Here is a 25,132-nt window from a genome sequence, read left to right as displayed (position 1 = left end):
CTCGATGAAAAGGTCGAATGTCAGAATAGCGGTGGTCAGAACGCCGCGCGTGACGGCGTCGGAGTGGACGAGAGGGTGCGAGCGTGGCGCAGGGGCAGGGACGGGCGTGGATCAGGCGGGTTCTGATCGGCCTGGCGGCCCTTCTCACGGTCGCGCTGCTGGCCGAACTCGGCTCCGCGGCAACGGCGGAGTACCGCCTGTCGCGCGAGCTGCGGGCGGGCGCGGGCCTGTCCGACGATCCCGAGGTGACGATCGGCGGCTTCCCCTACCTGACCTCGGGCGGCGAGCATCCGAAGCTGACGATCGCGGTGCCCGCGACGGTGCGCGACCGCAACGCCCGGCTCGAGGCGGAGATGGCCGACGTCGAGATCCCCGGCGGCCTGTTGCCGACGTTCGCCCCGGACACCCCGATCGCGGCGGGCCACATCGAGTCGCGGGTGCGGCTGGACCAGAAGACGGTCGGCCGGTACATGGACATCGTCGACCTGCAGGTGCACACGCCCGCCCCGAAGCGGCCCGGCGCGGGCAGCCCCGCGGACGGCTACGTGAAGGCCTCGACGGGCATCGTGCTCACCGGCACCGTGCCGCTGCCGACCCCCGCCGATCCGAGGCGCACGGTACTGGTCTCGGTCGCGGCGGACTTCGCGGCCGAGGGCGACGCGATCTCCGTGCGCGCCACCGGCATCTACTCGGGCCCCGAGGACCACGCGAAGGCCGATCTGCTCCCGGGCGAGGACCGGGCGGTCCTCGCCGCGTTCACGCGGGTACTGCCGCGGATGGCGCTGCCCTTCGGTATCGCGCCGACCGGCGCGCGGGCGGAGAACGCCGACGTCGTGCTGCTCGGGGAGGCCGACGGGGTCACCGTCACACCCGGGGCCTTCTACCGACCGCTCCCCTGACGCTCGGCGCGCGTCGAACCGGCCCGCGACCCTCCCGTGACGCACGGGCGCGGGTTGGGTATTCTCGGTCTCATGCGCAACCGCTGTGAGCTGCTGCTCACCCGCCGACTGGCGGTCGATCTGTGCCGTATGGCCGGTTGTTGCTGTCTGGGCTAGTCCCGCCTCTCTCCGGGCCGGGTGCCCTCGTCATCGGTGCATCCCCATGCCCTCCCAGCGCATCCGCGCACCCTTCGAAGTAGCGATTTCGCTCTCACTTCACGTCCATAGGAATCAACGAAAGGGATCCTCATGGCTCGCTCCGACGTCCTGGTCTCCGCAGACTGGGCTGAGCAGAACCTCGACACCCCGGGTGTCGTCTTCGTCGAGGTCGACGAGGACACCAGCGCCTACGACGACGGCCACATCGCCGGCGCCGTGAAGCTGGACTGGAAGAAGGACCTCCAGGACCAGGTCCGTCGCGACTTCGTCGACGCCGAGCAGTTCGGCAAGCTGCTGTCCGAGCGCGGCATCGGCAACGACGACACCGTCGTGCTCTACGGCGGCAACAACAACTGGTTCGCCGCCTACGCCTACTGGTACTTCAAGCTGTACGGCCACCAGGACGTCAAGCTGCTCGACGGTGGCCGTAAGAAGTGGGAGCTCGACGCGCGCCCGCTGTCGACCGATGCCGTCTCGCGCCCCGCGACCACCTACGTCGCGAAGCCCGCCGACAACTCGATCCGCGCCTTCCGCGACGAGGTCGTCGAGGCCATCAACGTCAAGAACCTCGTGGATGTCCGTTCGCCCGACGAGTTCTCGGGCAAGATCCTGGCGCCGGCGCACCTCCCGCAGGAGCAGAGCCAGCGTCCGGGCCACATCCCCGGCGCGATCAACGTGCCGTGGAGCAAGGCCGCCAACGAGGACGGCACCTTCAAGTCCGACGAGGACCTCGCCGCGCTGTACGCGGAGGCGGGCCTCGACGGCGAGAAGGAGACCATCGCCTACTGCCGCATCGGTGAGCGCTCGTCGCACACCTGGTTCGTGCTGCAGGAGCTGCTGGGCCACAAGAATGTCAAGAACTACGACGGCAGCTGGACCGAGTACGGTTCGCTGGTCGGCGTGCCCGTCGAGCTGGGAGCGTAAGAGAATATGTGTGGAGCACCGAAGCAGGGCCAGGTCCTGCCCGCAGGAGTCGACGTCGAGAAGGAGACCGTGCTGACCGGTCAGGTCCTCGACGGTGCCGGTAACCCCGTCGCGGGCGCGTTCGTGCGCCTGCTCGACGGCACCGGCGAGTTCACCGCCGAGGTCGTGGCCTCGGGCACCGGCGACTACCGCTTCTTCGCGGCGCCGGGCACCTGGACGCTGCGCGCGCTGTCCTCCGTGGGCAACGGCGACATCCAGGTCTCGCCCGAGTCGAACGGCGTCTACAACCAGGACATCACCGTCTCGAAGTAGCCCCCTTCCCGATTGAACGCTGTTCTGGAGAGTAAAACCCCAGGTGGGAATCTCCGGAACAGCGTTCAATTCGTTTCCGGGGTCGTTGCGTCCGTTCCCGAGTAGCGTCGACATCAGTACCGAATCGGTATTACATCGCGAATCCGCTACCCGAGGAGTCCCCCGTGCCCGCTCCCACCGACGCCGAGTACTTCGAGCTCGGCGACCTCACCCTGCAGTCCGGCCACACCCTGCGCGGCGCCCGCCTCGCGTACAAGACCTTCGGCACCCTGAACGCCGACAAGTCGAACGTGATCGTCTACCCCACCTGGTACTCCGGCTGGCACACCGACAACGAGTGGCTCGTCGGCACGGACAAGGCCCTGAACCCGGACGAGTACTTCATCGTCATCCCCAACATGCTGGGCAACGGCCTGTCGACGTCCCCGTCCAACGCCGCATCGCCCTACGACCACGCCCGCTTCCCGCTGGTCACCTTCTACGACCAGGTCGAGGCCCAGCACCGGCTTCTCACCGAGAAGTGGGGCATCTCGACGATCGCGCTGGTCACCGGCTGGTCGATGGGCGCGGGCCAGACCTACCAGTGGGCGGTGAGCCACCCCGAGATGGTGCAGCGGGCCGCCCCGTTCTGCGGCTCCAGCCGCACCGCGCCGCACAACCAGGTGTTCCTCGAGTCGCTGCGCGAGGCGCTGCGGGCCGACGCCGCGTGGGCCGACGGCGACTACGACCCCGCGCGCCCGCCGATCAAGGGCCTGCGCGCGTTCGCGCGGATCTACTCGGGATGGGGCTTCTCGCAGGCCTTCTACTGGCACGAGACGTGGCGCGAGCTGGGCTTCACCTCGCTCGACGACTTCCTCTACGGCTTCTGGGAGCAGTTCTTCCGCGACGGCCGCGATCCCAACAACCTCATCGCGATGATCGGCACGTGGCACGCGGGGAACGTCGGCAACACTCCCGGGTTCGACGGTGACCACCGGGCCGCGCTCCGCTCCATCCGGTGCCCGCTGCTCGCGATGCCCGCGGAGAAGGACCTGTACTTCCCGCCGGAGGACGAGGCCTGGGCCTCGCAGTTCATCGAGCACGGCGAGGTGCGGGTGATCCCCGGTGTGTGGGGCCACTTCGCGGGCGGCGGCGCCAACCCCGTCGACACCGCGTTCATCGACGCCGGGCTGCGGGAGCTCCTCGCCCGGCCCGGGCGCACCGGGTAGCCGTTCGAATCCTCTCACGATCCGCGTCTCACGTTCCGCCCGCCCGCGGCGTCTACAGGGCAGGATCGAGACGAGGAGAGATCATGAGCACCAGGCACATCGTGGCGGAGACCGCCCTCGGCGAGCTGACGCTCGTCGCCGCGGGCGGCGCCGTGACCGGCGTCTACTTCCGCCACCACGTCCGCCGGCCGGCGGAGTCGTCGTTCGGGGAGCGGGTGGCCTCGGACGTCCTGCTCGACGAGGCGGCGCGGCAGGTCCGTGCCTACCTCGCCGGCGAACGCCGAGACTTCGAGCTGCCGCTCGCCACCGCCGGCGACGACGTCCAGGAGGCCGTCTGGACCGCGCTGCGCGAGATCCCGTACGGCACGACCACGACGTACGGCGCCCTGGCGGAGCGGCTCGGCTTCGTCACGTCGGCGTGGGGCGTCGGGCGGGCCGTCGGCGCGAATCCGCTGTGCGTCCTCGTCCCCTGCCACCGCGTGGTGGGCTCGACCGGCACGCTCACCGGCTACGCGGGCGGCCTGCGCCGCAAGCGGTTCCTGCTCGACCTCGAGGCCGCCGCCGACGGCGAGCCGTGGCTGCCCGGTATGGGCGCGCACCACGCGGGGGCCGCGTGAAGCCACCGTTCGAGCGCCTCGTCGACGCGCATGCCGGCACGGTGCTGCGCGTCTGCCGCGCGATCCTCGGCCCGCACGACGCCGAGGACGCGTGGTCGGAGACCTTCCTCTCCGCGTTGTGCGCCTATCCGGACCTGCCGGAGTCCGCGAACGTCGAGGCCTGGCTCGTCACCATCGCGCACCGCAAGGCGATCGACCAGGTGCGGGCGGCGCAGCGCCGGGCCGTCCCCGTCGAGGCCGTTCCGGAGCGCCCCGTCGCCGCCGCCCTGCCCGACGGTGACCTCTGGGTCGCCGTCGCGGCCCTCCCGGACAAGCAACGGCAGGCCGTCGCCTACCGCTACGCGGCGGACCTGCCCTACGCCGAGATCGCCGAGATCCTCGGCGGCACCGTCGAAGCGGCGCGCCGCGCGGCCGCCGACGGCCTCAAGAAACTCCGTGCCACGCGCACGAGGGAGGAACTCTCATGAGCGAGAAGATCACCGAAACACTCTCCGCCCCCGCCGATACCGACGCCCTCGCCCGGCTCCGCGACCGGCTCACGGCGAGCGCCGAGGCCGATGGACTGCTCGACATCGCCTACACCACCGTCGATTCGCCTGTCGGCGGCCTGCTCCTCGCGGCGACCGAGCGCGGCCTGCTCCGAGTGGCCTACGCCCGCGAGGATCACGATGCGGTGCTGGAGGCGCTGGCACAGAAGGTCAGTCCCCGGGTGCTGCGCGCGCCGCGGCGGCTCGATGCGGCGGCCCGCGAGCTCGACGAGTACTTCGCCGGCACGCGCACCGCTTTCGATCTTCCGCTGGATCACGCTCTGTCGCACGGCTTCCGGCAATTGGTGCAGAGCCGGCTGCCCGATATCGGCTACGGCACCACGCTGAGCTACAAGCAGGTGGCCGAGCTCGTCGGGAGCCCGGCGGCGGTCCGCGCCGTCGGCACCGCGTGCGCCACGAACCCGCTGCCGGTCGTGGTCCCGTGCCACCGCGTGGTGAAGTCCGACGGCGGCATCGGGCAGTACGTCGGCGGCGTGGAGGCGAAAGCCGTCCTGCTGGAACTGGAGTCGGCATGAGCACCACCCGGGATCTGGATCACGCCGACTGGGACGCGATCGCGGCCGAGCTGGACGCCGTCGGCGGGGCGCTGCTCCCCCGCCTGCTGTCGGACGAGCGCACGAGAGAACTGCGGGAGCTGTACCCGCGGGACGAGCTCTTCCGCAGCACGATCGACATGGATCGGTACCGGTTCGGCGCCGGCGAGTACCGCTACTTCGCGAGGCCCTACCCGGAGCCGATCGAGGAGCTCAAGCACGCGCTCTACCCCCGCCTGCTGCCCATCGCACGAGCCTGGTGGGAGCGGCTGGGGCGGGAGGCGCCGTGGCCCGACGACCTCGACGAGTGGCTCGCGCTGTGCCACGCGGCCGGCCAGCGGAAGTCGACGGCGATCCTGCTCAAGTACGGCGCCGGCGACTGGAACGCGCTGCACCGGGATCTGTACGGCGACCTGGTCTTCCCACTGCAGGTGGTGATCGCACTGAACGATCCGGGGGTCGACCACACCGGCGGCGAGTTCCTGCTCGTCGAGCAGCGGCCGCGCGCGCAGTCCCGCGGCACGTCGTTCACGCTGCCGCGCGGGCACGGCTTCGTCTTCACCACCCGCGACCGCCCGGTCCGCTCGACCCGGGGCTGGTCCGCGGCGCCGGTGCGGCACGGCGTCTCGACGGTGCGCTCCGGCTCGCGCCACACGCTGGCCCTCGTCTTCCACGACGCGGCATGAGCTACCGGCTGCTGGACGCATCGGGGCGCACCTACGCCTCCGCGGTGCGCGGCGCGTGGGGCGGGCACCGTCGGTCACGGATCTACGGCCGCCTCGACTGCCCGTCCGCGCTCCGCGCGATCGCCAGGGGCGGGTACGCGGCGCAGCGCGTCTTCTTCGCCGACGAGCGGACGGCCGTCGCGGCGGGTTTCCGCCCCTGTGCGGTGTGCTGCCCCGATCGGTACGCCGCCTGGAAGGCTGGAGCCCGACCGCCCGACGGGCACGACGAGAGGAGGTGGACCGTGGTCGCACGACCGCCCGAGGCGGATGGAGGTCCGACGCTGTTCCCGCCCGACCGGCGCCCCGTGACGCTCGCTCCCGGTGCGCATCTCGTCCGCGGCTGGCTCGACCTGCGGCAGCAGGAATGGATCGTCCGGCGATTCCGCGAGTGGACGGCGGGTCCGGTGCCGATCCGTGCCGCGACGGTGCGCGGTCACCCGATGTCGGTGCGGACGGTGTGCCTGGGCTGGCACTGGCAGCCGTACCGGTACACCCGCGTCGCCACCGATGTGAACGGCGCGCGGGTGCTGCCGTTCCCGGACTGGCTGGTGCGGGCCGGGCGGCGCGCCCTCGCCGACACCGGGCACGACGCCGGCGAGGTTGCGCGGTACACACCCGATACCGCGCTCGTGAACTTCTACGACGCGGCGGCGCGGATGGGGATGCACCAGGACAAGGACGAGGTGTCCCGCGCGCCGGTGGTCTCCCTGTCGATCGGCGACACCTGCACCTTCCGGCTCGGCAACACGGAGAACCGGAACCGCCCGTACACCGACGTCACGCTCGAATCGGGAGACCTCGTGGTCTTCGGCGGCCCGTCCCGGCTCGCCTTCCACGGCGTCACCGCGGTGCACGCCGGAACCGCGCCGCCGGGCTGCGGCCTCGACGCGGGCCGGATCAACCTCACGCTCCGCGAGACCGGCCTGACCGACTGACGCCCGCCGCCGTCACGCCCCGCCGTCCCCCGGGAGCGGCAGGGCGCAGATCCGCTCGGCCTCGCCGGCGTCGACACCGAACGCGCCCAGGAGGGTGCGGGTCATGGCGTCGGCGGCGGTGGCGTCGTCCCGGTCGGGTTCGTCGGCGAGGAGCTGCCCCAGCATGAGCATCGCGCCCGCCGTCGCGGCGAGCGCCAGATCCGGATCGGCCACCGCGAAGCGCCCCCGCTCGATGCCGTCGAGGAGGTCTCGACGGGGGAACTGCATCAGCTCCCCGCGGACGCTGAGCATCGGCGCACCCGAACGCAGCAGGATGCCGCTGAGCTGCGGGAGCCGGCGATGCATCCGCCCGACCAGACGCAGGCACGCTGCGAACCGTTCGACCGGATCGGTGACCTCCGCGGTGAGCTCGTCGAGGCCGGCCACGATCTCCTGCGCGGCCGTCGCGGTCGCCGCGGCGAACAGCTCGTCCTTGGTGGCGAAGTGGTTGTAGAACGACCCCAGCCCCACGTCCGCGAGGTCGGTGATGACGGACACCGCGACGTCCGTGCGGCCCTCGGCGAGCAGTTGCTGCCCCGCCGCGACCAGCGCCGCGCGCGTCCTCACCTTTCGCTGCTCGAGACGGCTGGGCGGCGCCGCACCCGTGTCACTCATCGTCCCTCCTCGACACTCACTCATGACGATTGCGTCATTTCTGATGTCTCATGCGCCACAAGTCTTGCACACACCGCTCGAAGCATGTGATGATTTCTTCAGTTATGAACTGATCGTCACGTCAATCGTTCGGAGGAAGCCCCCGTGACCACCCATTCACCCGCCGACGGCGCACGTCCCGGCGACCGCGCCGGGACCACCGGCGTCCTGTTCTCCATGTGCCTGGCACTCGTTCTCGTCGTCGCATCGGTGTCCGCGATCAACCTGGCGATGCCCGAGCTCGCGATCACCCTGGGCGCGAGCAACGCGCAGCTGACGTGGATCGCCGACGCGTACACGGTGGCGCTCGCCGCGCTCGTGCTCCCCCTCGGCGCCCTCGGCGACCGGGTCGGCCGCCGCAACGTCCTGGTCGTCGGCACGGTCGTCTTCGCGATCGGCTCGCTGTTCGCGGGCCTGGCGGACTCCGCCGATCAGCTGATCGGCTGGCGGATCGTGATGGGCCTGGGAGCGGCGATGATCATGCCCGGCACCCTGTCGACCATCACCGCGACCTTCCCCGCGGAGCAGCGGGCCCGCGGCGTCGCCGTCTGGTCGGGCTTCGCCTCCGCGGGAGCCATTCTCGGCCTGGTCGGCGCCGGCGCCATGCTGGAGGTGTGGTCGTGGCGCTCGACCTTCCACGTCAGCGCGGCGACCGCCGTCGCCGCCGGGATCGCCGCACTCCTCCTGGCCCGGAACACCCGCGAGGAGGAGGCGCACCGCCCCGACCTCCTCGGTGCCCTCTTCACCACGGTCGGCATCGGGACGCTCGTCTTCGCGATCATCGAGGGCAACGAGACGAGCTGGACCGAACCGATCGTCCTCGCGTCGCTGGCCGTCTGCGTCGTCGCCTTCGCCGGCTACGCGATCGCGGGGCTGCGCACCGAGCACCCCCTCCTCGACCCGCGCCTGTTCCGCATCTCCGGGTTCCGGGCGGGAGGCGTGGTCGTGGTCGTGCAGTTCATGGCACTGTTCGGATTCCTGTTCGTCGGCCTGCAGTACCTGCAGCTCATCCTCGGCTACAGCCCGTTGGTCAGCGCGGTGGCACTGATCCCCGTGGCGGTGGTGGTCGTTCCCGTCTCCCTCGCCACGCCGATGATCGTCGACCGCATCGGTATGAACACGACCATGGGCCTGGCGCTCGCGCTCCTCGCTGCGGGATTCGTCACCGTCTCCCGCATGGACACCGACTCCGGGTACCTCCCCTTCCTGTGCGGATTGATGATCGCGGGGGTGGGCATCGGACTGGCCAGCTCGACCGGCACCACCGCCATCGTCGGTTCCCTGCCGATCGAGAAGCAGGGCGTGGCCTCCGCCATGAACGACACCACCCGCGAGGTCGGATCGGCGATCGGCATCGCCCTCATGGGCGCGGTGTACAGCTCGACGTACACGGCGAACCTGCCCGATCTCGACGGCCTTCCGCCGGAGGCCGCCGAGGCTGCGCGCGAGTCGGCCGCGGGCGGCCTGGCCGTGGCCGACCGGCTCGGTGCCGCCGGGACCCGGCTCGCGGACGCCGTGCGGGCCGCCTTCATGGACGGCCTGTCGAGCTCGATGATCGTGGTCGCGGTCATCGTGGCCGTCGCGGCGGTCACCTCGGTCCTGTTCGCGCCGCGCAAATCCGCAGCCCCGGTGCCCGCAGGCCCGATCGCCGCAGGCCCGGCCGGCGCGGTGTCGGTCGCCGCGCCGGCGCAGGACGCGCTCACGTGATCCGGGGCGAGGACGCCCGCGCGGCTACGTCCCGTCGACGATGCGGTCCGCGCGGGGGGCGGTCGCCTCGATGAGGCGGGCGTTGGTCTCGTCGGTGCCGTCGGCCCGCGCGCGGGCCTCCTCCGGGCTACGGCCGAACCGCATGTGCCGCGCGACGAGTCGGTCCCGGCGGAGTGCGGGATCGATCCGTAGGAACCACACCTCGTCGAGGGCCGCCCGCGCGTGGGGCCAGGCGCCGCTGTCCGCCAGGAGGTAGTTGCCCTCGGTGACCACGAGCGGGACGCCGGGAGGGACCTCGATCGCGCCGGCGAGGGACGCCTCGAGCGCGCGGTCGAACCGCGGGGCGTAGACGGTGCCGTCGGCCGCCCGCAGGCGGTGCAGCAGTTCGGCGAAACCGGCGTCGTCGAAGGTGTCGATCGCGCCCTTGCGCTCCCAGCTCCCGTGCCGGCGCAGGACGGCGTCGTCGAGGTGGAAGCCGTCCATGGGGACCAGCACCGCGTCGGCCCCGAGCGCGGCCACGAGGCCCTCGGCCGTCGTGGACTTCCCGGAGGCGGGCGCCCCGGCGATCCCGAGGAGCGCACGGCCCGGCCGCGCGATCAGTTCCCGTGCGCGAGTCAGCAGCTCCGCCGTCACAGCGTCTCCAGCCACGCCCTCACCCCCGGGTACCGGCACTTCGCGGAGGCGTGTCCCGCCGCGAATCGCAGTGCGTCGTCGACCGCGTCGCCCCGCGCGATCGCGAGGGCGTACGCGCCGTGCAGCACGTCGCCCGCACCGAGCGTATCGACCACCTCCACCGCGGGGACGTCGACGGTGCCGTGGACGCCGTGGTCGCGGTACCGGATCGGCCCGGCCCCGTCGGTCACGGCGACGACCGGCGGCGCCGCGACGCCGCCGGGAAGGTCGAAGTCGGCGGAGCAGACGGCGTGCCCGGCGAGCGGCAGCAGGTCGGCGAAGACGGGGCGCCACCGCCCGGCGTCGAGGACCGTGGGCACGGCCGCGGCGACGGCGCTGCCGATCGCGGACTGAGCCGCAGCCGGTCCGTGCCCGTCGAGCAGCACCACGTCGTGCCCGTCGGCGCGAATCGGCGGGACCACGACGGGATAGCCGGAACCGTCGAAGGAGACCACCTGCCGATCGCCGCTCGGTGCATGGACGGTGACGGCCGAGACGGGCGGCGCGAAACCCGGTGGCGCGAGATCGATGAGATCGACGCCGCAGGCGGCGAGGTCATCGCGGACGAGGCGGCCGAGCGCCGAGTCGCCGACCGGCGCGGCGAGCACGGCGCGCCCGCCCAGCGCGGCGAAGGTCGCCGCGGCGTTGAGCGCCGGGCCGCCGCCGGCGACGTCCTGCCGGAGCGCGGTCGCCTTGCCGTTGCGGGGCGGCACCTCGGCGACGCGCGAGATGACGTCGACGGTGGCGAGCCCCACGAACAGGCCCCGGGGCCCGCTACGGCCCACCGGCCGCCTCCTCATCGGTCGGCGCGAGCGCACCCGTCATCAGCGCGACGACCTCGGACATGCTGCGCTGCTTCGGATCCACGACGGCGGCGCGGCGGCCGAGTCGATGCACGTGGATGCGGTCCGCGACCTCGAAGACGTGCGGCATGTCGTGGCTGATGAGGATCACGGGGGTGCCGCGATCGCGGATCTGCCGGATGAGGTCGATGACCTGGCCGGACTCGCGGACGCCGAGGGCGGCGGTCGGCTCGTCCATGATGATCACCTTCTTGCCGAAGGCGGCCGCCCGCACCACCGCGACGCCCTGTCGCTGGCCGCCCGACAGGGTCTCCACGGCCTGGGTCGGGGAGGTGATGCCGATCTTCAGGTCGGCGAGGTGTTCGGCGGCGGCGTCGCGCATGGCCCGGCGGTCGAGTTGCCGGAACACCGAGCCGAGGACGCCGGGCTTGCGGATCTCGCGCCCCAGGTAGACGTTGGCCGCGATGTCCAGGGCGGGAATCACGGCGAGGTCCTGGTAGACCGTCTCGATGCCCGCGTTGCGGGCGTCCAGGGTGCTGCGGAAGTGCACGGGCGCACCGTCGAGCAGGATCTCGCCCTCGCTCGGGACGAGCGCCCCCGAGAGGGCCTTGATGAGGCTGGACTTGCCGGCGCCGTTGTCGCCGATGACCGCGAGCACCTCGCCCGCCCGCAGCTCGAAGTCCGCCCCGGCGATCGCGCGGACCTGTCCGTAGTTCTTCACCAGGCCGCGGGCCTGCAGCACCGGCGTGCGCTCGGCGGTGGTCACTGGAGCCTCCTGCGCGAGATCTGGTCCAGCGCGACGGCGGCGATGACGAGGACGCCCGTCGCGATGTTCTGGTACAGGTTGTCGATCCCCACCAGGGTGAGGCCGTTGCGCAGCACGCCCACGATGAGCGCGCCGACCAGCGTGCCCAGCACGGAGCCGCGCCCGCCGAACAGGCTGATGCCGCCGATGACGACGGCGGTGATGGTGTCGAGGTTCGCCGTCTGGAAAGCGTTGGGATCCGCCGTGGGGATGCGGCCCAGCGCGGCCCACGCGGCGATCGCGGCGATCACCCCGGACGCCAGGTAGACGCCGAAGACGGTTTTCGCGGTCTTGATGCCGGCCAGCGACGCCGAGACCGGGTTGCCGCCCACGGCGTAGACGTGCCGGCCCGTGGCCGTGCGGTTGAGCACGTACCAGGCCGCCGCGTACACCGCGAGGAGCACGAGCAGGCCCAGTGTGAGCGGGAACCCCGCGACGTCGAAGCCCTTGCCCAAGAAGGTGAGCGGTCCGTCCGCGACCCGATAGGTCTGGGACCCCGCGTACAGCTGCGTCGCGGCCGCGACGATGGTGAACATGCCGAGCGTGACGATGAACGGCGGGAGTTTGAGGAGCGTCACCAACGCACCGTTGACGGCCCCGATGAGCAGGCAGACGCCGAGTGCGGCCACCATCGCGAGGACCGGGTCCGTACCCGCCACCTTCGCCAGGACGACGGTGCCGAGCACGCACGTGGCGCCGATCGACAGGTCGATGCCCGCTGTGAGGATGATCAGCGACTGCGCGACGGCCAGGATCCCGATCACCATGGACTGCTGCAGGATCAGCGAGATGTTGTACCCCGTCGCGAACTGCGGCGTGAGGATGAAGAAGACGACGCAGGCGACCACCAGCGCGGCGAGCGGTCCGGCGAGGGGCTCCCGCAGGACGCCCGCCAGGGTGGGGCGGCTCAGGCTCACGCCCGGCCCCAGCAGTTCTGCGCGCCCCACGCGGTGTCCTTGGACTCGAGTCCGGCGACCGGCTTGTCCGTGACCAGCTGCGAGCCGGTGTTGTGGAAGCCGGTGGGCTTCGTGCCGTCCTTGGCGAAGGCGACGACGGCGTCGACGCCCTGTTCCGCCATCTTGGCGGGGAACTGCAGGACGGTGGCCCCGATGATCCCCTTCTTCACGTTGTCCACGCCGGTGCAGCTGCCGTCGATCGAGCCGATGGTCAGCTGCGCGGCCTTGCCCGCCTTCTTCGCCGCCTCGTAGCCGCCGGCGGCGGCGGGCTCGTTGATCGTGTAGAGCGCGTTGGCGTCCGGTACGCGCTGGAGCAGGTTCTCCATCGCGGTCTGCGCCTTGGTCTGGTCGCCGTTGGTGTTCTCCTTGCCCACCACCTCGGGGGCGTTCTCGGCGAGCCCGATGCCCTGCAGGAAGCCCCGGTGCCGGAATTCGGACACGGTGCTGCCCGCGGTCCCGTCGAGCATGAGGAGCTTGGCGGGCCGGCCCGCCAGCGCCCCCTTGACCCACGCTCCCTGCAGGCGTCCGGCCTCCGTGTTGTCGGTGGCGAAGGTGGCGTCGACGGCGCTCTCGGGATCGGTCGCGGTGTCGAGGGCGATGACGACGACGCCCGCGTCCCGGGCCTTCTTGATGGCGGCCAGGATGCCGGTGGACGAGTTCGGCGTGATGAGGATGCCCTTGACGCCCTGGCTGACCAGGTTCTCGATCGCGGCGACCTGGCCCTCGTTGTCCCCGTCGAACTTGCCGGCGAGCGCGACCAGGCTCGCACCCTTCGCGTCCGCCTGCTTCTCGGCGGCCTCGCGGATCTTGACGAAGAACGGGTTGGTGTCGGTCTTGGTGATCAGGCCGACCTTCACGTCGCCCGACGAGCCGCCGTCGCGGTTGCACGCGGCCACCGACGTGAGGCCGACCGTGAGGGCGCAGCACACCGCCGCGACCCGCAGGCTCTTCCGATTCGACATGAGGACTCCGTTCGACTGTGTTGTGGATCACATGGGTAGCGAATGGTTGCGACGCTATACCTGCTGTTGAAGGGCGCGCAAGGGTTTGCGCAAACGCTTGCGCACCCGATTCGCCGGCGGGCAGACTGGGCGGATGGGGAACATGGCCGACGTCGCCGCCGCCGCCGGCGTGTCGATCAGCACCGTCTCCCACGTCATCAACGAGACGCGGCACGTCGACCCGCGCACGCGCGACGCCGTGCTCGCGGCGATCGCGTCCACCGGTTACCGGCGGAACGCGCTCGCAGCCGCGCTCGCGACGTCGCGGTCCGGCGTGCTCGCCCTGAGCATCGCCGCCGGGCGCAATCCCTACTTCGGTCCGCTCATGCGCGCGATCGAGTCGCGGGCCAGCGAGCTCGGCTACACGCTGATGATGGGCGACTCCCACGACGACACCGAGATCGAGCACCGGCTCGTCGGGTCGCTCCTCGACCGCCGGGTCGACGGGCTGATCATGGCGCCGTCGCCCGGCTCCGAGCGGCGGACCATCCCGACCGTGCAGGCCGCGGGGACACCGCTGGTGCTCATCGACCGGCTCTCCCCCGCCGACGTCGATCAGGTGGCCTCCGAGGGCGCAGAACCCGTCGTCCGGCTGACCACGCACCTCGCGGACCTCGGGCACCGGCGCATCGGCGTCCTCACCGGCCGGCCCGGCATCCAGTCCACCGAGGAGCGGATCGAGGGTTTCACGCGCGCGATGGCCGCCGCGGGCCTGCGCGCCGCGCCGCGCCACGTGCGCTGCGGGGACTCGCGCGCCGACGAGGCCCACGTCCAGACCCTCGCGATGTTCCGCGCCCGGGCGCCGCGCCCCACGGGGCTGGTGGTCCTCAACAACGAGATGACGGTCGGCGCGATGCGCGCCCTGCGGGACCTCGACCTGCGAGTCCCCGAGGACGTCGCCCTCGTCGCCTACGACGACTTCGAATGGTCTGACCTGTTCTCCCCGGGACTCACCGCGGCCGCCCAGAACGTCGAGGCCATCGGCCGGCGGAGCGTCGATCTGCTCGTCGAACGCATCGCGGGATTCGACGGTGCGCGGCGGGTCGAGAGATTGCCCACAGCCTTCCACCACCGGGACTCGTGCGGTTGCGAGCGCCCGCGAGCCGGGGGTTAGTATCGAGCCATGGTCATCTTCTTCGAGATCCTCATGGCGGTGGCGTCGGTCGCGATCTTCGCGTTCGCGATCTTCGTGATGTACCGCGTCCTCACCGACGGGCAGTAAGCCCGCCGTGAGCGACGAGGCCACCCCCGACGCCCCCACCTCCGGTTCCGGCCAGGAGGCACTGGACGCGGCGATCGAGCGCGCCGAGACGACCTCGTCGCGCAACATCTCGAATCTTCCCGGGCTACCGCTCGCCGATGACACGGCGAACCTGCGGCAGGGCCCGGACCTGCACGCCGGGCTGCTCGGCCTGCTCCCGCTCGTCGGCGTCTGGCGCGGCGAGGGCGAGGGCCACGACGAGTCGGGCGACTACCACTTCGGCCAGCAGGTCATCGTGAGCCACGACGGCCAGAACTTCCTGTCCTGGGAGTCGCGGTCGTGGAAGCTCGACGACAAGGGCGAGTTCTCCGAACCCGACCTCCGCGAGGCCGGGTTCTGGCGCATCGGCGAGGACGACGAGATCGAGTTCGTCGTCACCCACGCCAGCGGCATCGTCGAGCTGTACTACGGCAAGCCGGTCTCGCAGACCGCATGGGAGCTCGAGGCCGACGTGGTGATCCGCTCCAAGACCTCGCCGCTCGCCGGCGCCGCGAAGCGGCTCTACGGCCTCGTCGAGCAGGGCGGCGCCCTGGCCTACGTCGAGGAGCGCGTGGACGCCGACGGCGAGCTCATCCCCCGGCTGAGCGCCAAGCTCAACCGCTACGCGGGCTAGACCCGGCCGCCGCGGGAGCACATCAACGCAACAGGCCCCGGGGGCGTGAACATCACGCTCTCCCGGGGCCCGCCGTATTCCAGGTGGGTGGCCGCCTAGCGGTCAGCCACCTCCTTGATCCTGAAATTCACCATTTCTCGGATCACCTCCTTTCCGTTGACGCCTTCGACGCTACGCCCGCCCGCACGCGCGGGCAACGGAATTATTCGGAGGGCGAACGCGCAGGTCAGGAGGCGTTCTCGCCGTACCAGTCGGCGAACTGCTTCGAGGACGCCCAGCGCGAGTAGGTCGGACCCTGGGGCCAGCCGTCGGGCACCTCCTGCCACTCCTCCTGACGGCCGTACGGCAGCACGTCGAGCAGGCCGAAGGTGTAGGAGACCTGCTCCGCGCCGCGGCTGAACGTCTGCCACTGGTGGTAGACCTTGTCGCCGTCGCGGACGAAGGTGTTGTACGCGAAGCCCCCGCCGGGAGGCGCCCCCACGTCGGTCCCGAAATCCGAGCCGGCGCACGAGTACCACGTCATCGTGTTCCCGACGCGCTTCTTGTAGGCCAGGATCTCGTCCATCGGCCCGTTGGTGATGACGACCATCCGCGCGTCCCAGTTGCCGAGGAACTCCGTGCGCGCGTAGTGCGCCGTGACGCCCGTGCAGCCGGGGCACTGCCACTCGTTCCCGTCCGTCCACATGTGGTGATAGGTGATGAGCTGGCTCCTGCCGTCGAAGACCTCGGCGAGGGTGACGGTGCTGCCGTCCTCGGCGGTGAGCCGGTACTCGGGCAACTCGACGGCGGGGAGGGCGCGACGCTGCGCGGCGATGGCGTCCAGCTCGCGCGTGGCGGCCTTCTCGCGGATCCGCAGGGCCTCCACCTCCTTCTGCCAGGTCTCACGGTCGACGACGGGCGGGATGGCGGTCATGGCGACTCCTCTTGATGTTCACAGCGTCCACATCTGCTATGTTCACACCGTACACTTGAAGGACGGGGGACACAAGGGCATGGCGTACCACCACGGGGACCTGGCACAAGCGCTGGTCGACGCCGGACTCGAGGTCACCCGCGCCGGCGGGCCGGCGGCGCTGACCATCCGCGAGGTCACCCGCCGTGTCGGCGTGAGCCCGAACGCCGCGTACCGCCACTTCCCGGACCGGCTCGCGCTCCTGCGGGCGGTGAGCGCCGCCATCGAGCAGCGCATGGCGGACGCGATGCCCGTGAGCCCCGAGCAGGGACCGGCCGAGCGGCTGCGGGCCGTCGGGCTCGGCTACATCGCCTTCGCCCTGGCCGAGCCCGGCTGGTTCTCGGTCTGCTTCTTCGGCGACGAGGTGCCGGACCCGGAGTCGCTCAACGACATTCCGCCCTACGTCGCCCTCTCGGAGGCCCTCGACCTCATGGTGCACGCTGGCCTGCTGCGGCCCGAGGCCCGACGGTCCGCCACCTGGTCCTGCTGGTCGATGGTCCACGGCTTCGCGGAGATGGCGCTGCGCGGCCCGCTGCACCACCTCCCCGGCGATCAGCAGTGGCCGCTCGCCGAAGCCGCCGTCGACGCCGCGATCCGGGGCGTCATCGCCTGAGCGCTCACGATGTCGAGCCGTGAAGGCGCGGACGGTTCACCGTGCACCTCCTACCGCTCAGACCCCCACATCGTGAAGTCGAACGCCGTGCGGCGGCGCGGCGTGCCCCGCGACGACGACGGTGCGGCCGGGGAACAGCCCGTCCGGATCGAGGATCTCGGCGAGAAGACGGGCCGCGTCCGCATCGTCCAGGTGCTCGGTCGGCTCGTCGAGCAGCACCACGCGCACGGGGCTGAGCAGGGCGCGGGCGAGGAGGAGCCGGCGGCGCTGGCCGCCCGACAGCGACTCGGCGCCGTCCTCGAGCGTGGTGTCGACGCCCTCGGGGAGCCCGTCCACCCACTCCCCCAGGCCCGCCCGGCGCAGGGCCGCGACGATCTCGGCGTCGGTGGCGTCGCCGCGCGCCACGCGGCAGTTCTCGGCCACCGTCGTGGCGAAGACGTGACCCGCTTCACCGAAGAAGCCGACGGTCGCGGGCAGGTCCGCACACGCGCGCGCGGGCACCCCGTCGACCAGGACCTCGCCGCCGCGGTCGTCGAGACCGGCCAGTGCCAGGAGGAGCGTCGTCTTACCCGCGCCGGATGCGCCGCGCAGGACGAGCCGGTCGCCGGGCTCGAGCGTCAGCGCACCCAGCCTCAGCGTCGGGTGCGGGGCCACCGGCACCGTGCCGGCGGACACCGCGGGCAGAGTCAGCAGCGGGGCGATCCGGCCCGCGGCGTCGGCGGAGCGCACGTACTGCCGCGCCGCATCGGGAAGCACGGAGACGGCCTCGAAGGCACTGAGCGGCAGCAGGATGAGGATCCCGAGGGTGGTCGCGGCCGCCGAATCGATCCGCGCGACGGCGACCAGCAGCGCGGCGATCACCGCGACACCGATGGCGAGCGGGACCGCGGCGTCCGCGAGCGCGCCCGTGCGGGCGGCGCGGTCCACGGCGGACCGTCGCGCCTCCTCGGCCCGAGCGGCACGGCCGCGCACCTCGTCGAGGCGGCCCGCGACGGCGAGCTCCCCGGCGTGGTCGAGGACGGCGGAGGCGGCGGCGCCGAAGGCCTCGCTGCCCGCGGCCTCCGCGGCCGCACGATCGCGGGTGGCGCGGGCGGTGAGCCACGGCGCGACGAGGCCCGCCAGAAGCAGGCAGCCCGCGAGCGCGGCCCCGGCGCGCGGATCGAGGAACCACATCCAGGCCGTCGCCGCGGCCGACGTCGTCGCCGCGACCGCGGCCGGGATCACGGTGCGTACCAGTGCATCGCCCACCGCGTCGACGTCGGCGCCGGTCCTGGCGAGGAGCTCGCCGTCGGAGAGGCGCACCGACTCCGCGGGCGCGGCGCCGGCGAGGCGCAGGTACAGCGTCGCCCGCAGCTCGGTGAGTCCCCGCAGCGCGACCCGGTGACTCGCGAGCCGCTCGACGTACCGCATGAGCCCGCGGGTGATGCCCAACCCGCGCACCGCCGTCACGGCCAGCGACAGGGCCAGCACGGGCGGCATGGTCCAGGCCTTGGTGATGAGCCAGGCCGAGAGCCCCGCGAGCGCGAGCGCGCTGCCCGCCGTGAGCGCGCCCGCGCCCACGGCACCGAGCGCCGCGAGGGGCCGGGCCCGCATGGCGCGCAGGCAGATCAGCAGGTCACGCACGCTCCACCTCCAGCACCTCGTCGGCGGCGGCCAGGACCTGCGGGTCGTGCGCCGCGACCACGACGGTCGCGCCGGCGTCCGCGCGGGCACGCAGGGCGGTGAGTACGCGGGCGGCCAGCTCGTCGTCGAGATGCGCGGTGGGCTCGTCGAAGAGCAGTACCGCGCGCCCGAGTGCGAGGGTCCGGGCGAGCGCCAGACGCTGCCGCTGCCCGGCCGAGAGCCCGTCGCCGCCGGTGCCGACGGGCCGGTCCCAGCCGCGCTCGGCGACCACCTCATCGAGCCCGGTCGCGGTGAGCACCTCCGGCACGGTCCCCGGTGCGGGGGCGCCCAGCATCGTGAAGTTGTGTTCGAGCGTGCCCGGCTCGAGGTACGGGTGCTGCGGGCACCAGGCCACGCGCGCCCACCAGTCGGGGCCGCCCGCCAGCGGCGCGCCGGCGACGGTGACCCGTCCGGCGTCCGGCACCGTGAGCCCCGCGAGCACGGTGAGCAGCGTGGACTTGCCGGAGCCGTTGGGCCCGGTGAGCACGGTCAGCCGTCCGGGGGCGAAGGCGCCGTCGAAGCCCGACGGTGCCGCGCCGTCCCGCCCGTCGACGGTGACGTCGCGGGCGACGAGCACGCCGGGGTGCGCCGTGCCGCGCGAGGGCTCCGTCGCGGGGGCGTCGAGGAGGGCGAAGACGCGACCGGTGGCCTCGATCCCCTGCTCGGCGGCGTGGAAGCCCGCGCCGACGGCGCGCAGCGGCCGGTACACCTCCGGGGCGAGGATGAGCGCGAAAACGCCTGCGAACAGTGTCATCTCGCCGTAGACCAGGCGCAGGCCGATGCTCACCGCGACGAGCGCGACGCACAGCGTGGCGAGCAGTTCCAGCGCGAAGGAGGAGAGGAAGGCGATGCGGAGGGCGCCCATGGTCTCGGTCTCGTTGCGCGCGCCGAGCTCACGGACCGTGCGCTCGGGGCCGCGCTCGCGGCCGAGGGCCCGGAGCGTGGGCAGGCCGGCGACGAGGTCCAGCAGCCGGGCCGAGAGCCGCGACATCGCCTGCAGGCGGCGCCGCGTGCGGTCACGGGTGAGCAGGCCGATGAGCACCATGAAGATCGGCAGCAGCGGCAGCGTGCCGAGCGCGATCGCGCCGGACACCCAGTCCGCGAGGAACATCGCGACGATCAGGACCGGCGTGGCGATGGCGCTCAGGGCGAGGGCGGGGACGTACCCGGTGAGATACGGCGGCAGGTCGTCGAGGCCGCGGGTGAGCGCGGTTCGCAGCTCCTCGCGGTCGACGGGGGCCCGCCCCGGCCCGACGGCCGCCAGCGCGGCGGCGCGCAGTTCGGAGACCACGCGGTCGGCCGCACGACGCTCGATGCGCGAGCGCAGGTGGCTCACCGCGACCCGGGCCACCACCGCACCGACGGCGAGTGCCAGCGGCGCGGTCACGTCCGCGTTCCCGGTCACGAGCCGCGCGAGCGCCGTCGCGAGCGCGAAGGCGAGCACGATCACCGCGGCGGTCTCCGCGACGCCGCAGGCGATCACGGTGGCCATCAGCCCGCGCGAGCTGCGGGCGTACCGCAGCAACCGCGGGTCGACCGGCGCCCGCGTGTCAGGCACGAGGGCTCAGGCCGATCGACGGCGGGATCTGGGCGACGGAGATCCGCTTGCGGAACACCCAGTACGTCCAGGCCTGGTAGACCATCACCAGCGGCAGGAGCACGACCAGGCACCAGGACATCACGACCAGGGTGTAGTGCGAGGAGGCGGCGGCCTCGATCGTGATCGAGCGGGCCGGGTCGGTCGCGTTCAGCACGTTGGGGAACAGCGCACCGAACAGCAGCACGCTCACGCCGATCACGGCCACCGCGGTCGCGAAGAAGGCCGCCAGCTCGCGCCCGACGCGGACCAGCGGGCCCGCCGCGACGAGGCCCGCGGCGGCCAGCGCCACCATCGCCCACGTCCACGGCTCGCCGTGCCCGAGCTGCGTCCACACCGCGAAGACGGCGCCGATCGCGGTGACGGGCAGCCACATCCGGCCCGCGAGCGTCCGGGCGTCCATCCGCACGTCACCGTCGGACTTGAGGGCCACGAAGATCGCACCGTGCAGGAGGAACAGGCCGAGGGTCGCGATGCCGCCGAGCAGCCCGTAGGGATTGAGCAGATCCCACACCTCGCTGGTCATGTCGCCGCTCTCGTCGAGGTCGACGCCGTGCACGATGTTCGCGAAGATCAGCCCCCACGCGAAGGCGGGGATCCAGGAGCCGAGCCCGATCCCGACGTCCGCCCAACCGCGCCAGCGCGGTTCGTCGATCTTGCCGCGCCACTCGATGGCGCAGACGCGGGTGATGAGGCCCACGAGGATCGCGAGGAGCACGAGGTAGAAGCCGGAGAAGACCTCGGCGTACCAGACGGGGAAGGCGGCGAACATCGCGGCGCCCGCCGTGATGAGCCACACCTCGTTGCCGTCCCAGACGGGGCCGATCGTGTTGAGCAGCACGCGGCGCCGCTCCTCGGCGTCCGGGTGGGAGCGCTTGCGGCCCAGGATCGGCATGAGCATGCCGACACCGAAGTCGAAGCCCTCCAGCACGAAGTAGCCGGTGAACAGGAAGCCGATGGCGAGGAACCAGTAGTCGGGCAGAGTCATCACGGCCTCCTAGTACGCGAAGGACAGGTGGTCCGACGGTGCCTTCCGGCCCGGCTCCGCGCCCTCCGGCGCGTCGCCGGTCGGCGGGTCGTCGTGCGGCGGGTCGAGCGGGCTGTGCAGATTCGGCCCCTTGATGACGTACCGCCGCAGCAGGAAGAACCACAGCAGGTAGAGCGTGCCGTAGACCGCCGCGAAGGTCACGATCGAGAAGGCCATCATCGTCGCCGAGTGACCGGAGACGGCCTGCCCGACGGTGAGCCGGATCGCCGAGTCGCCGTTCGGGTTGGGCGCCACCACCCAGGGCTGGCGGCCCATCTCCGTGAACACCCAGCCGGAGGTGTTGGCGAGGAAGGGCGTGGGCAGCGCGATGAGGCAGATCCGGCTGAACCACTTCTGGTTCGGGACGCGGCCCCGGCGCGTGACCCACAGGCCGGCGAGCGCGAGCACGCCCGAGCCGACCGACCAGCCCATCATGGCGCGGAAGGCCCAGTACGAGACGAAGAGGTTGGGCCGGTAGTCGCCGGGACCGAACTTCTCCACGGCCTCGGCCTGCAGCTCGGTGACGCCCTTGAGGGTCGAGTTGGGATCGCCGTTGGCGAGGAAGGAGGTCACGTACGGCACCTGCAGCACGTGCGTCACCGACTCGCAGTTGTTGTGCGTGCCGATGGTGAGCAGCGAGAAGCTGGCACCGGTCTCGGTGTGGCAGAGCGATTCCGCGGAGGCCATTTTCATGGGCTGCTGCTCGAACATGAGCTTGGCCTGCGCGTCACCGGTGATGCCGAGGCCGACGGCCGAGACGATCATGACGCCGAGACCGAAGCGGGTCACCGGGCGCATCGACTGCGCCAGCTCGATCGCGTCCGGGTCGCCCTTGCGCATGCCGCGCACCATCCACCAGCCGCCGATCGCGGCCACGAAGGTACCGGCGGTGAGCCACGCACCGAAGACGGTGTGCGGGAACGCGGCGAGGGTCGTCGAGTTGGTGAGCACCTCCCAGATGCTCGTGAGCTCGGCCCGGTTCTTCTCCGGGTTGAAGGTGGCGCCCACGGGATGCTGCATCCACGAGTTCGCGGCGATGATGAAGAACGCGGACGCGTTCACGCCGAGCGCGACCAGCCAGATACAGCCCAGGTGAACGAGTTTCGGCAGCCGGGTCCAACCGAAGATCCACAGGCCGAGGAACGTCGACTCCATGAAGAAGGCGACGAGCCCCTCGAGGGCGAGCGGCGCCCCGAAGACGTCGCCGACGAACTTGCTGTACTCGCTCCACGCCATGCCGAACTGGAACTCCTGGACGATGCCGGTGGCGACGCCCAGTGCGAAGTTGATGAGGAAGAGCTTGCCGAAGAAGTTGGTGGCCTTGAGCCAGGCCTGCTTCCCGGTCACCAGCCAGATGGTCTGCATCGTGGCGACCATCGGCGCGAGGCCGATGGTCAGCGGGACCAGGATGAAGTGCATCACCGTGGTCATGCCGAACTGCCACCGAGCTATGTCCAACGCGGTCATGCGTGCTCCCTGGGCCGAGGGGTCGGGTCGGCGCCGTCGCCGACCCTCCTACTACGTTCAGTAGTAATTACTACCGATGGTAGTAGAGATCGCCGTCGATCCCAAGTGGTGAGACACAGCACACGTCGTGGGCCGTGGACCAACCCGTCGTGTCCACCGTAGGCCCGAGGTCGGCCCGCTGCACCCGATCGGCGACGACTCGGACCGGCGGATCCCGGCGGGACCGCGGGTCCGGGCGGCGCCTTTACCGCGCGCCAAGAATCACGATGGCACCGTCCGCGAGCATTCGGATCGGCGCAGACCCGTGCGCCCCCACCGAGAGGACGTTCGTGAACCCGCTCCGCACGCTGCTCGCCGCCCTCGTCACGACCCTGTCCGTCCTGACGGCACTCCCGGTCGTCGCGCACGCGGAACGGACCCTCGCCCCGGGCGACACGATCGACACCGACGCCGGCAGCTGCTCGATCGGCTACTTCGCGACCGACTCGTCCGGCGGCCTGTACATCGTCACCGCCGGACACTGCTCCGACCACACGGACTCGCCGGTGGCGGCGCACGGCATCGAGATCGGCACCGTGGTCGCCGGCTACGACGAGTGCCAGGGTGAGGGCGGAGCCTGCGAGTTCGGGAAGTACGGCATCACCATCATCCGCCTCCACCGCGGCACCGACATCACGCTCCGACACTGGTGGACCTCGGCCGGCGACGCCGCCGTCGGCGACACGGTGTGCATCAGCGGCGGCGGCGACCGGACGACGCGGTGCGGAGCCGCCGCGACGGCGAACGCGTCGTTCACCGACGTCCGCGGGATCGAGTCCGTCCCGGGCGACAGCGGATCCGGCGCCTGGGGCGCTCCGGACTACCGGCTCGTGGGCCTCGTGATCTCGCACGGCGAGGGCACCACGCAGATCCAGCCCGTCTCCGACGCCCAGGCGAAGGCCCGGCGCCTCGGGTACGACCTGTCGATCCTCGTCCGGTAGCACCGGCCGCCGCGCGGCCGGTCGCCGGTCACGCCACGCGGCCGTCGACCCGCTTCTGGTGCACCACGCTGGCGGCGACCACGATCACCGCCAGCGCCGTCGACAGGCCCACGGCGCTGCGCTGGCTCGGGTCGACGATCATCGCGACGATCACGAAGACGATGAACGCGATCACCGCGTACGTCGCCCACGGGAAGAACCACATCTGCAGCGGCGAGCGTTCCGTCGCGCGGCGCCGCAGGGCGATCTGGCTGACCGCGATCACCAGGTAGACGAAGAGCGCCACCGCGCCCGTCGTCGCCAGGAGGTAACCGAACAGCTTCTCGGGCAGGACGTAGTTGCCGATCACCGCGAGGAAGCCGAGGATCATCGACGCGAGGACGGCGACGGCGGGCACGCCCCGCGTGGTGGTCCGCCCGGCGGCGCGGGGCGCATCGCCCCGGCTCGCGAGCGAGTACAGCATCCGCGAGGCCGTGTAGAGCGCGCTGTTGAGGCACGACGCGACGGCCACGAGGACCACCACGTCCATGATCCCCGCGGCGGCCGGGATGTTCATGCCCTGGAGCACCGCCTGGTACGACCCCGTCGCCGAGTCGAGCGTGTTCCACGGGACCAGCGCCACCACCACGAAGATCGAGCCCAGGTAGAACAGGCAGATCCGCCAGACCACGGAGTTCACGGCCTTGGTGATGCCCTTGGCCGGCTCCGGCGACTCGGCGGCGGCGATCGTCACGATCTCCGAGCCCATGAACGTGAACATCGTGGTGAGCATCGCCGCGATCACGGCACCGGCGCCGTTCGGCATGAAGCCGCCCGTGTCCCACAGGTGATGCACGCCCGAGACGCCGGAGCCCGGCAGCAGGCCGAAGATCGCGAGCGCGCCCAGCACCAGGAACGCGGCGATCGCCAGCACCTTGATGAGCGCGAACCAGAACTCGAACTCGCCGTAGTTGCCCACGGAGAACAGGTTGGTCACGGTGAGCAGCACCACCACGAGCAGCGCCCACGACCACTGCGGTCCGCCCACCGTCTTCGCCAGGATCACCGCCGCGGCGGTCGCCTCGACCGGAATCACCAGCACCCAGAACAGCCAGTACAGCCACCCGATGCTGCAGCCCGCCCAGCGGCCGAGCGCCTTCTCCGCGTACGTGGAGAAGGAACCGGTGTCGGGGTGGGCCGTCGCCATCTCGCCGAGCATCCGCATCACGAGGATCACCAGGAGCCCGGCGAGGCCGTACGAGATCAACACCGCGGGGCCCGCGAGTTTGATCGCGTTCGCCGAGCCCACGAACAGGCCCGCACCGATGACACCGGCGATCGAGATCATCGTGATGTGCCGGGGTTTGAGGCTGGTGTCCAGCTGATCGCCCTCGGGGCCGGTGTCCGTCCGCGTACTCATCCCGCGACGCTATGCCCGTCGGGGC

27 protein-coding genes and 1 pseudogene are annotated in these 25,132 nt (G+C 71.7%); 16 read left to right on the top strand and 12 right to left on the bottom strand.

Annotation, left to right across the window (positions count from 1 at the left end):
* Positions 1–83: 83 nt before the first annotated feature.
* From ELY19_RS11815 to ELY19_RS11775, 11 genes and pseudogenes are all read left to right on the top strand, one after another.
* Complete coding sequence (locus ELY19_RS11815) at positions 84–899, top strand: LmeA family phospholipid-binding protein (RefSeq protein ID WP_126196373.1); 816 nt, start codon at positions 84–86, stop codon at positions 897–899.
* 72 nt (positions 900–971) lie between these two features.
* Positions 972–1,055, top strand: coding sequence for a putative leader peptide (locus tag ELY19_RS24125; RefSeq protein WP_369123335.1), 84 nt, complete (start codon positions 972–974; stop codon positions 1,053–1,055).
* Positions 1,056–1,187: 132 nt separating this feature from the next.
* Positions 1,188–2,021, top strand: coding sequence for a sulfurtransferase (locus tag ELY19_RS11810; protein WP_126196372.1), 834 nt, complete (start codon positions 1,188–1,190; stop codon positions 2,019–2,021).
* A gap of 6 nt (positions 2,022–2,027) precedes the next feature.
* Entirely contained in the window at positions 2,028–2,333 is a 306-nt protein-coding gene (locus ELY19_RS11805; protein ID WP_126196371.1) for a DUF1416 domain-containing protein, read from the top strand.
* 164 nt (positions 2,334–2,497) lie between these two features.
* The gene (locus tag ELY19_RS11800) at positions 2,498–3,541 is read left to right on the top strand and encodes an alpha/beta fold hydrolase (RefSeq protein WP_126196370.1); all 1,044 of its coding nucleotides are present in this window, start codon (positions 2,498–2,500) and stop codon (positions 3,539–3,541) included.
* A gap of 83 nt (positions 3,542–3,624) precedes the next feature.
* Positions 3,625–4,158 carry a methylated-DNA--[protein]-cysteine S-methyltransferase gene (locus ELY19_RS11795; RefSeq protein WP_126196369.1) on the top strand — a complete coding sequence of 178 codons (534 nt, stop codon included), beginning with the start codon at positions 3,625–3,627 and terminating at the stop codon, positions 4,156–4,158.
* Entirely contained in the window at positions 4,155–4,625 is a 471-nt protein-coding gene (locus tag ELY19_RS11790) for an RNA polymerase sigma factor (RefSeq protein ID WP_126196368.1), read from the top strand. The genes ELY19_RS11795 and ELY19_RS11790 overlap by 4 nt, the downstream gene beginning before the upstream one ends.
* Positions 4,622–5,221 (top strand): methylated-DNA--[protein]-cysteine S-methyltransferase, encoded by a 600-nt coding sequence (locus ELY19_RS11785; RefSeq protein ID WP_126196367.1) that lies wholly within the window; start codon positions 4,622–4,624, stop codon positions 5,219–5,221. The genes ELY19_RS11790 and ELY19_RS11785 overlap by 4 nt, the downstream gene beginning before the upstream one ends.
* Positions 5,218–5,925: a 2OG-Fe(II) oxygenase gene (locus ELY19_RS11780; protein ID WP_126196366.1), complete on the top strand. Its 708-nt coding sequence runs from the start codon at positions 5,218–5,220 to the stop codon at positions 5,923–5,925. The genes ELY19_RS11785 and ELY19_RS11780 overlap by 4 nt, the downstream gene beginning before the upstream one ends.
* Positions 5,922–6,083: pseudogene (locus ELY19_RS23625) on the top strand (hypothetical protein); the annotation flags it as partial. The gene ELY19_RS11780 and the pseudogene ELY19_RS23625, both read left to right, overlap by 4 nt.
* Positions 6,084–6,245: 162 nt before the next feature.
* Positions 6,246–6,899: an alpha-ketoglutarate-dependent dioxygenase AlkB family protein gene (locus ELY19_RS11775; protein WP_197716050.1), complete on the top strand. Its 654-nt coding sequence runs from the start codon at positions 6,246–6,248 to the stop codon at positions 6,897–6,899.
* Between the two features lie 12 nt (positions 6,900–6,911).
* Here the strand turns inward: ELY19_RS11775 and ELY19_RS11770 are convergent, their stop codons facing one another.
* Positions 6,912–7,553, bottom strand: a complete 642-nt coding sequence (locus ELY19_RS11770; protein ID WP_126196364.1) for a TetR/AcrR family transcriptional regulator — start codon at positions 7,551–7,553, stop codon at positions 6,912–6,914.
* 144 nt (positions 7,554–7,697) lie between these two features.
* On the opposite strand from ELY19_RS11770, the gene ELY19_RS11765 reads away from it, so the two are divergent.
* Positions 7,698–9,299 carry an MFS transporter gene (locus ELY19_RS11765; protein ID WP_227966773.1) on the top strand — a complete coding sequence of 534 codons (1,602 nt, stop codon included), beginning with the start codon at positions 7,698–7,700 and terminating at the stop codon, positions 9,297–9,299.
* Between the two features lie 24 nt (positions 9,300–9,323).
* On the opposite strand, the gene ELY19_RS11760 is transcribed toward ELY19_RS11765, so the two are convergent.
* The 5 genes from ELY19_RS11760 to ELY19_RS11740 are packed head-to-tail and all read right to left on the bottom strand — an operon-like array spanning position 9,324 to position 13,497.
* Positions 9,324–9,947, bottom strand: a complete 624-nt coding sequence (locus tag ELY19_RS11760) for a nucleoside/nucleotide kinase family protein (RefSeq protein ID WP_126196363.1) — start codon at positions 9,945–9,947, stop codon at positions 9,324–9,326.
* On the bottom strand, positions 9,929–10,756 hold the full coding sequence (locus tag ELY19_RS11755; RefSeq protein WP_164711586.1) for a PfkB family carbohydrate kinase: 828 nt from the start codon (positions 10,754–10,756) through the stop codon (positions 9,929–9,931). Before ELY19_RS11755 ends, ELY19_RS11760 begins: the two co-directional genes overlap by 19 nt.
* On the bottom strand, positions 10,746–11,540 hold the full coding sequence (locus ELY19_RS11750) for an ATP-binding cassette domain-containing protein (RefSeq protein WP_126196361.1): 795 nt from the start codon (positions 11,538–11,540) through the stop codon (positions 10,746–10,748). The genes ELY19_RS11755 and ELY19_RS11750 overlap by 11 nt, the downstream gene beginning before the upstream one ends.
* A complete protein-coding gene (locus tag ELY19_RS11745) occupies positions 11,537–12,526 on the bottom strand; it encodes an ABC transporter permease (RefSeq protein ID WP_126196360.1) in 990 nt (329 codons plus the stop codon). Before ELY19_RS11745 ends, ELY19_RS11750 begins: the two co-directional genes overlap by 4 nt.
* A complete protein-coding gene (locus ELY19_RS11740; protein ID WP_126196359.1) occupies positions 12,493–13,497 on the bottom strand; it encodes a substrate-binding domain-containing protein in 1,005 nt (334 codons plus the stop codon). Before ELY19_RS11740 ends, ELY19_RS11745 begins: the two co-directional genes overlap by 34 nt.
* A gap of 133 nt (positions 13,498–13,630) precedes the next feature.
* On the opposite strand from ELY19_RS11740, the gene ELY19_RS11735 reads away from it, so the two are divergent.
* Positions 13,631–14,650, top strand: a complete 1,020-nt coding sequence (locus tag ELY19_RS11735; RefSeq protein WP_126196358.1) for a LacI family DNA-binding transcriptional regulator — start codon at positions 13,631–13,633, stop codon at positions 14,648–14,650.
* A gap of 115 nt (positions 14,651–14,765) precedes the next feature.
* Positions 14,766–15,410 (top strand): heme-binding beta-barrel domain-containing protein, encoded by a 645-nt coding sequence (locus tag ELY19_RS11730; protein ID WP_126196357.1) that lies wholly within the window; start codon positions 14,766–14,768, stop codon positions 15,408–15,410.
* A 226-nt stretch (positions 15,411–15,636) separates the two neighbouring features.
* On the opposite strand, the gene ELY19_RS11725 is transcribed toward ELY19_RS11730, so the two are convergent.
* Positions 15,637–16,323, bottom strand: a complete 687-nt coding sequence (locus ELY19_RS11725) for a DUF899 family protein (protein WP_126196356.1) — start codon at positions 16,321–16,323, stop codon at positions 15,637–15,639.
* A 55-nt stretch (positions 16,324–16,378) separates the two neighbouring features.
* Between ELY19_RS11725 and ELY19_RS11720 the strand changes: the two genes are divergently transcribed.
* Positions 16,379–16,975 (top strand): TetR/AcrR family transcriptional regulator, encoded by a 597-nt coding sequence (locus ELY19_RS11720; protein ID WP_227966771.1) that lies wholly within the window; start codon positions 16,379–16,381, stop codon positions 16,973–16,975.
* A 57-nt stretch (positions 16,976–17,032) separates the two neighbouring features.
* On the opposite strand, the gene cydC is transcribed toward ELY19_RS11720, so the two are convergent.
* From cydC to ELY19_RS11700, 4 genes are read right to left on the bottom strand one after another with little or no spacing between them, the layout of a single operon-like run.
* Entirely contained in the window at positions 17,033–18,598 is a 1,566-nt protein-coding gene (gene cydC / locus ELY19_RS11715) for a thiol reductant ABC exporter subunit CydC (RefSeq protein ID WP_227966769.1), read from the bottom strand.
* The gene (gene cydD / locus ELY19_RS11710) at positions 18,591–20,195 is read right to left on the bottom strand and encodes a thiol reductant ABC exporter subunit CydD (protein WP_227966768.1); all 1,605 of its coding nucleotides are present in this window, start codon (positions 20,193–20,195) and stop codon (positions 18,591–18,593) included. The genes cydC and cydD overlap by 8 nt, the downstream gene beginning before the upstream one ends.
* Entirely contained in the window at positions 20,188–21,222 is a 1,035-nt protein-coding gene (gene cydB / locus ELY19_RS11705; protein ID WP_126196355.1) for a cytochrome d ubiquinol oxidase subunit II, read from the bottom strand. The genes cydD and cydB overlap by 8 nt, the downstream gene beginning before the upstream one ends.
* Before the next feature lie 9 nt (positions 21,223–21,231).
* Positions 21,232–22,728 (bottom strand): cytochrome ubiquinol oxidase subunit I, encoded by a 1,497-nt coding sequence (locus ELY19_RS11700; RefSeq protein ID WP_126196354.1) that lies wholly within the window; start codon positions 22,726–22,728, stop codon positions 21,232–21,234.
* Positions 22,729–23,057: 329 nt separating this feature from the next.
* Between ELY19_RS11700 and ELY19_RS11695 the strand changes: the two genes are divergently transcribed.
* A complete protein-coding gene (locus ELY19_RS11695) occupies positions 23,058–23,708 on the top strand; it encodes a chymotrypsin family serine protease (RefSeq protein ID WP_126196353.1) in 651 nt (216 codons plus the stop codon).
* 28 nt (positions 23,709–23,736) lie between these two features.
* On the opposite strand, the gene ELY19_RS11690 is transcribed toward ELY19_RS11695, so the two are convergent.
* Positions 23,737–25,107, bottom strand: a complete 1,371-nt coding sequence (locus ELY19_RS11690; RefSeq protein WP_126196352.1) for an amino acid permease — start codon at positions 25,105–25,107, stop codon at positions 23,737–23,739.
* Positions 25,108–25,132: the final 25 nt, after the last annotated feature.

The sequence above is a fragment of the Tsukamurella paurometabola genome (genome assembly GCF_900631615.1).
GTDB lineage: Bacteria > Actinomycetota > Actinomycetes > Mycobacteriales > Mycobacteriaceae > Tsukamurella > Tsukamurella paurometabola_A.
This window is presented reverse-complemented; position numbering and strand designations above follow the sequence as displayed.

Coding starts and splice junctions, on each gene's coding strand:
- ELY19_RS24125 (WP_369123335.1), top strand. CDS start 972: ATGCGCAACCGCTGTGAGCTGCTGCTCACCCGCCGACTGGCGGTCGAT.
- ELY19_RS11810 (WP_126196372.1), top strand. CDS start 1,188: ATGGCTCGCTCCGACGTCCTGGTCTCCGCAGACTGGGCTGAGCAGAAC.
- ELY19_RS11805 (WP_126196371.1), top strand. CDS start 2,028: ATGTGTGGAGCACCGAAGCAGGGCCAGGTCCTGCCCGCAGGAGTCGAC.
- ELY19_RS11795 (WP_126196369.1), top strand. CDS start 3,625: ATGAGCACCAGGCACATCGTGGCGGAGACCGCCCTCGGCGAGCTGACG.
- ELY19_RS11785 (WP_126196367.1), top strand. CDS start 4,622: ATGAGCGAGAAGATCACCGAAACACTCTCCGCCCCCGCCGATACCGAC.
- ELY19_RS11780 (WP_126196366.1), top strand. CDS start 5,218: ATGAGCACCACCCGGGATCTGGATCACGCCGACTGGGACGCGATCGCG.
- ELY19_RS11770 (WP_126196364.1), bottom strand. CDS start 7,553: ATGAGTGACACGGGTGCGGCGCCGCCCAGCCGTCTCGAGCAGCGAAAG.
- ELY19_RS11740 (WP_126196359.1), bottom strand. CDS start 13,497: ATGTCGAATCGGAAGAGCCTGCGGGTCGCGGCGGTGTGCTGCGCCCTC.
- ELY19_RS11735 (WP_126196358.1), top strand. CDS start 13,631: ATGGGGAACATGGCCGACGTCGCCGCCGCCGCCGGCGTGTCGATCAGC.
- ELY19_RS11725 (WP_126196356.1), bottom strand. CDS start 16,323: ATGACCGCCATCCCGCCCGTCGTCGACCGTGAGACCTGGCAGAAGGAG.
- cydB (WP_126196355.1), bottom strand. CDS start 21,222: ATGACTCTGCCCGACTACTGGTTCCTCGCCATCGGCTTCCTGTTCACC.
- ELY19_RS11700 (WP_126196354.1), bottom strand. CDS start 22,728: ATGACCGCGTTGGACATAGCTCGGTGGCAGTTCGGCATGACCACGGTG.
- ELY19_RS11690 (WP_126196352.1), bottom strand. CDS start 25,107: ATGAGTACGCGGACGGACACCGGCCCCGAGGGCGATCAGCTGGACACC.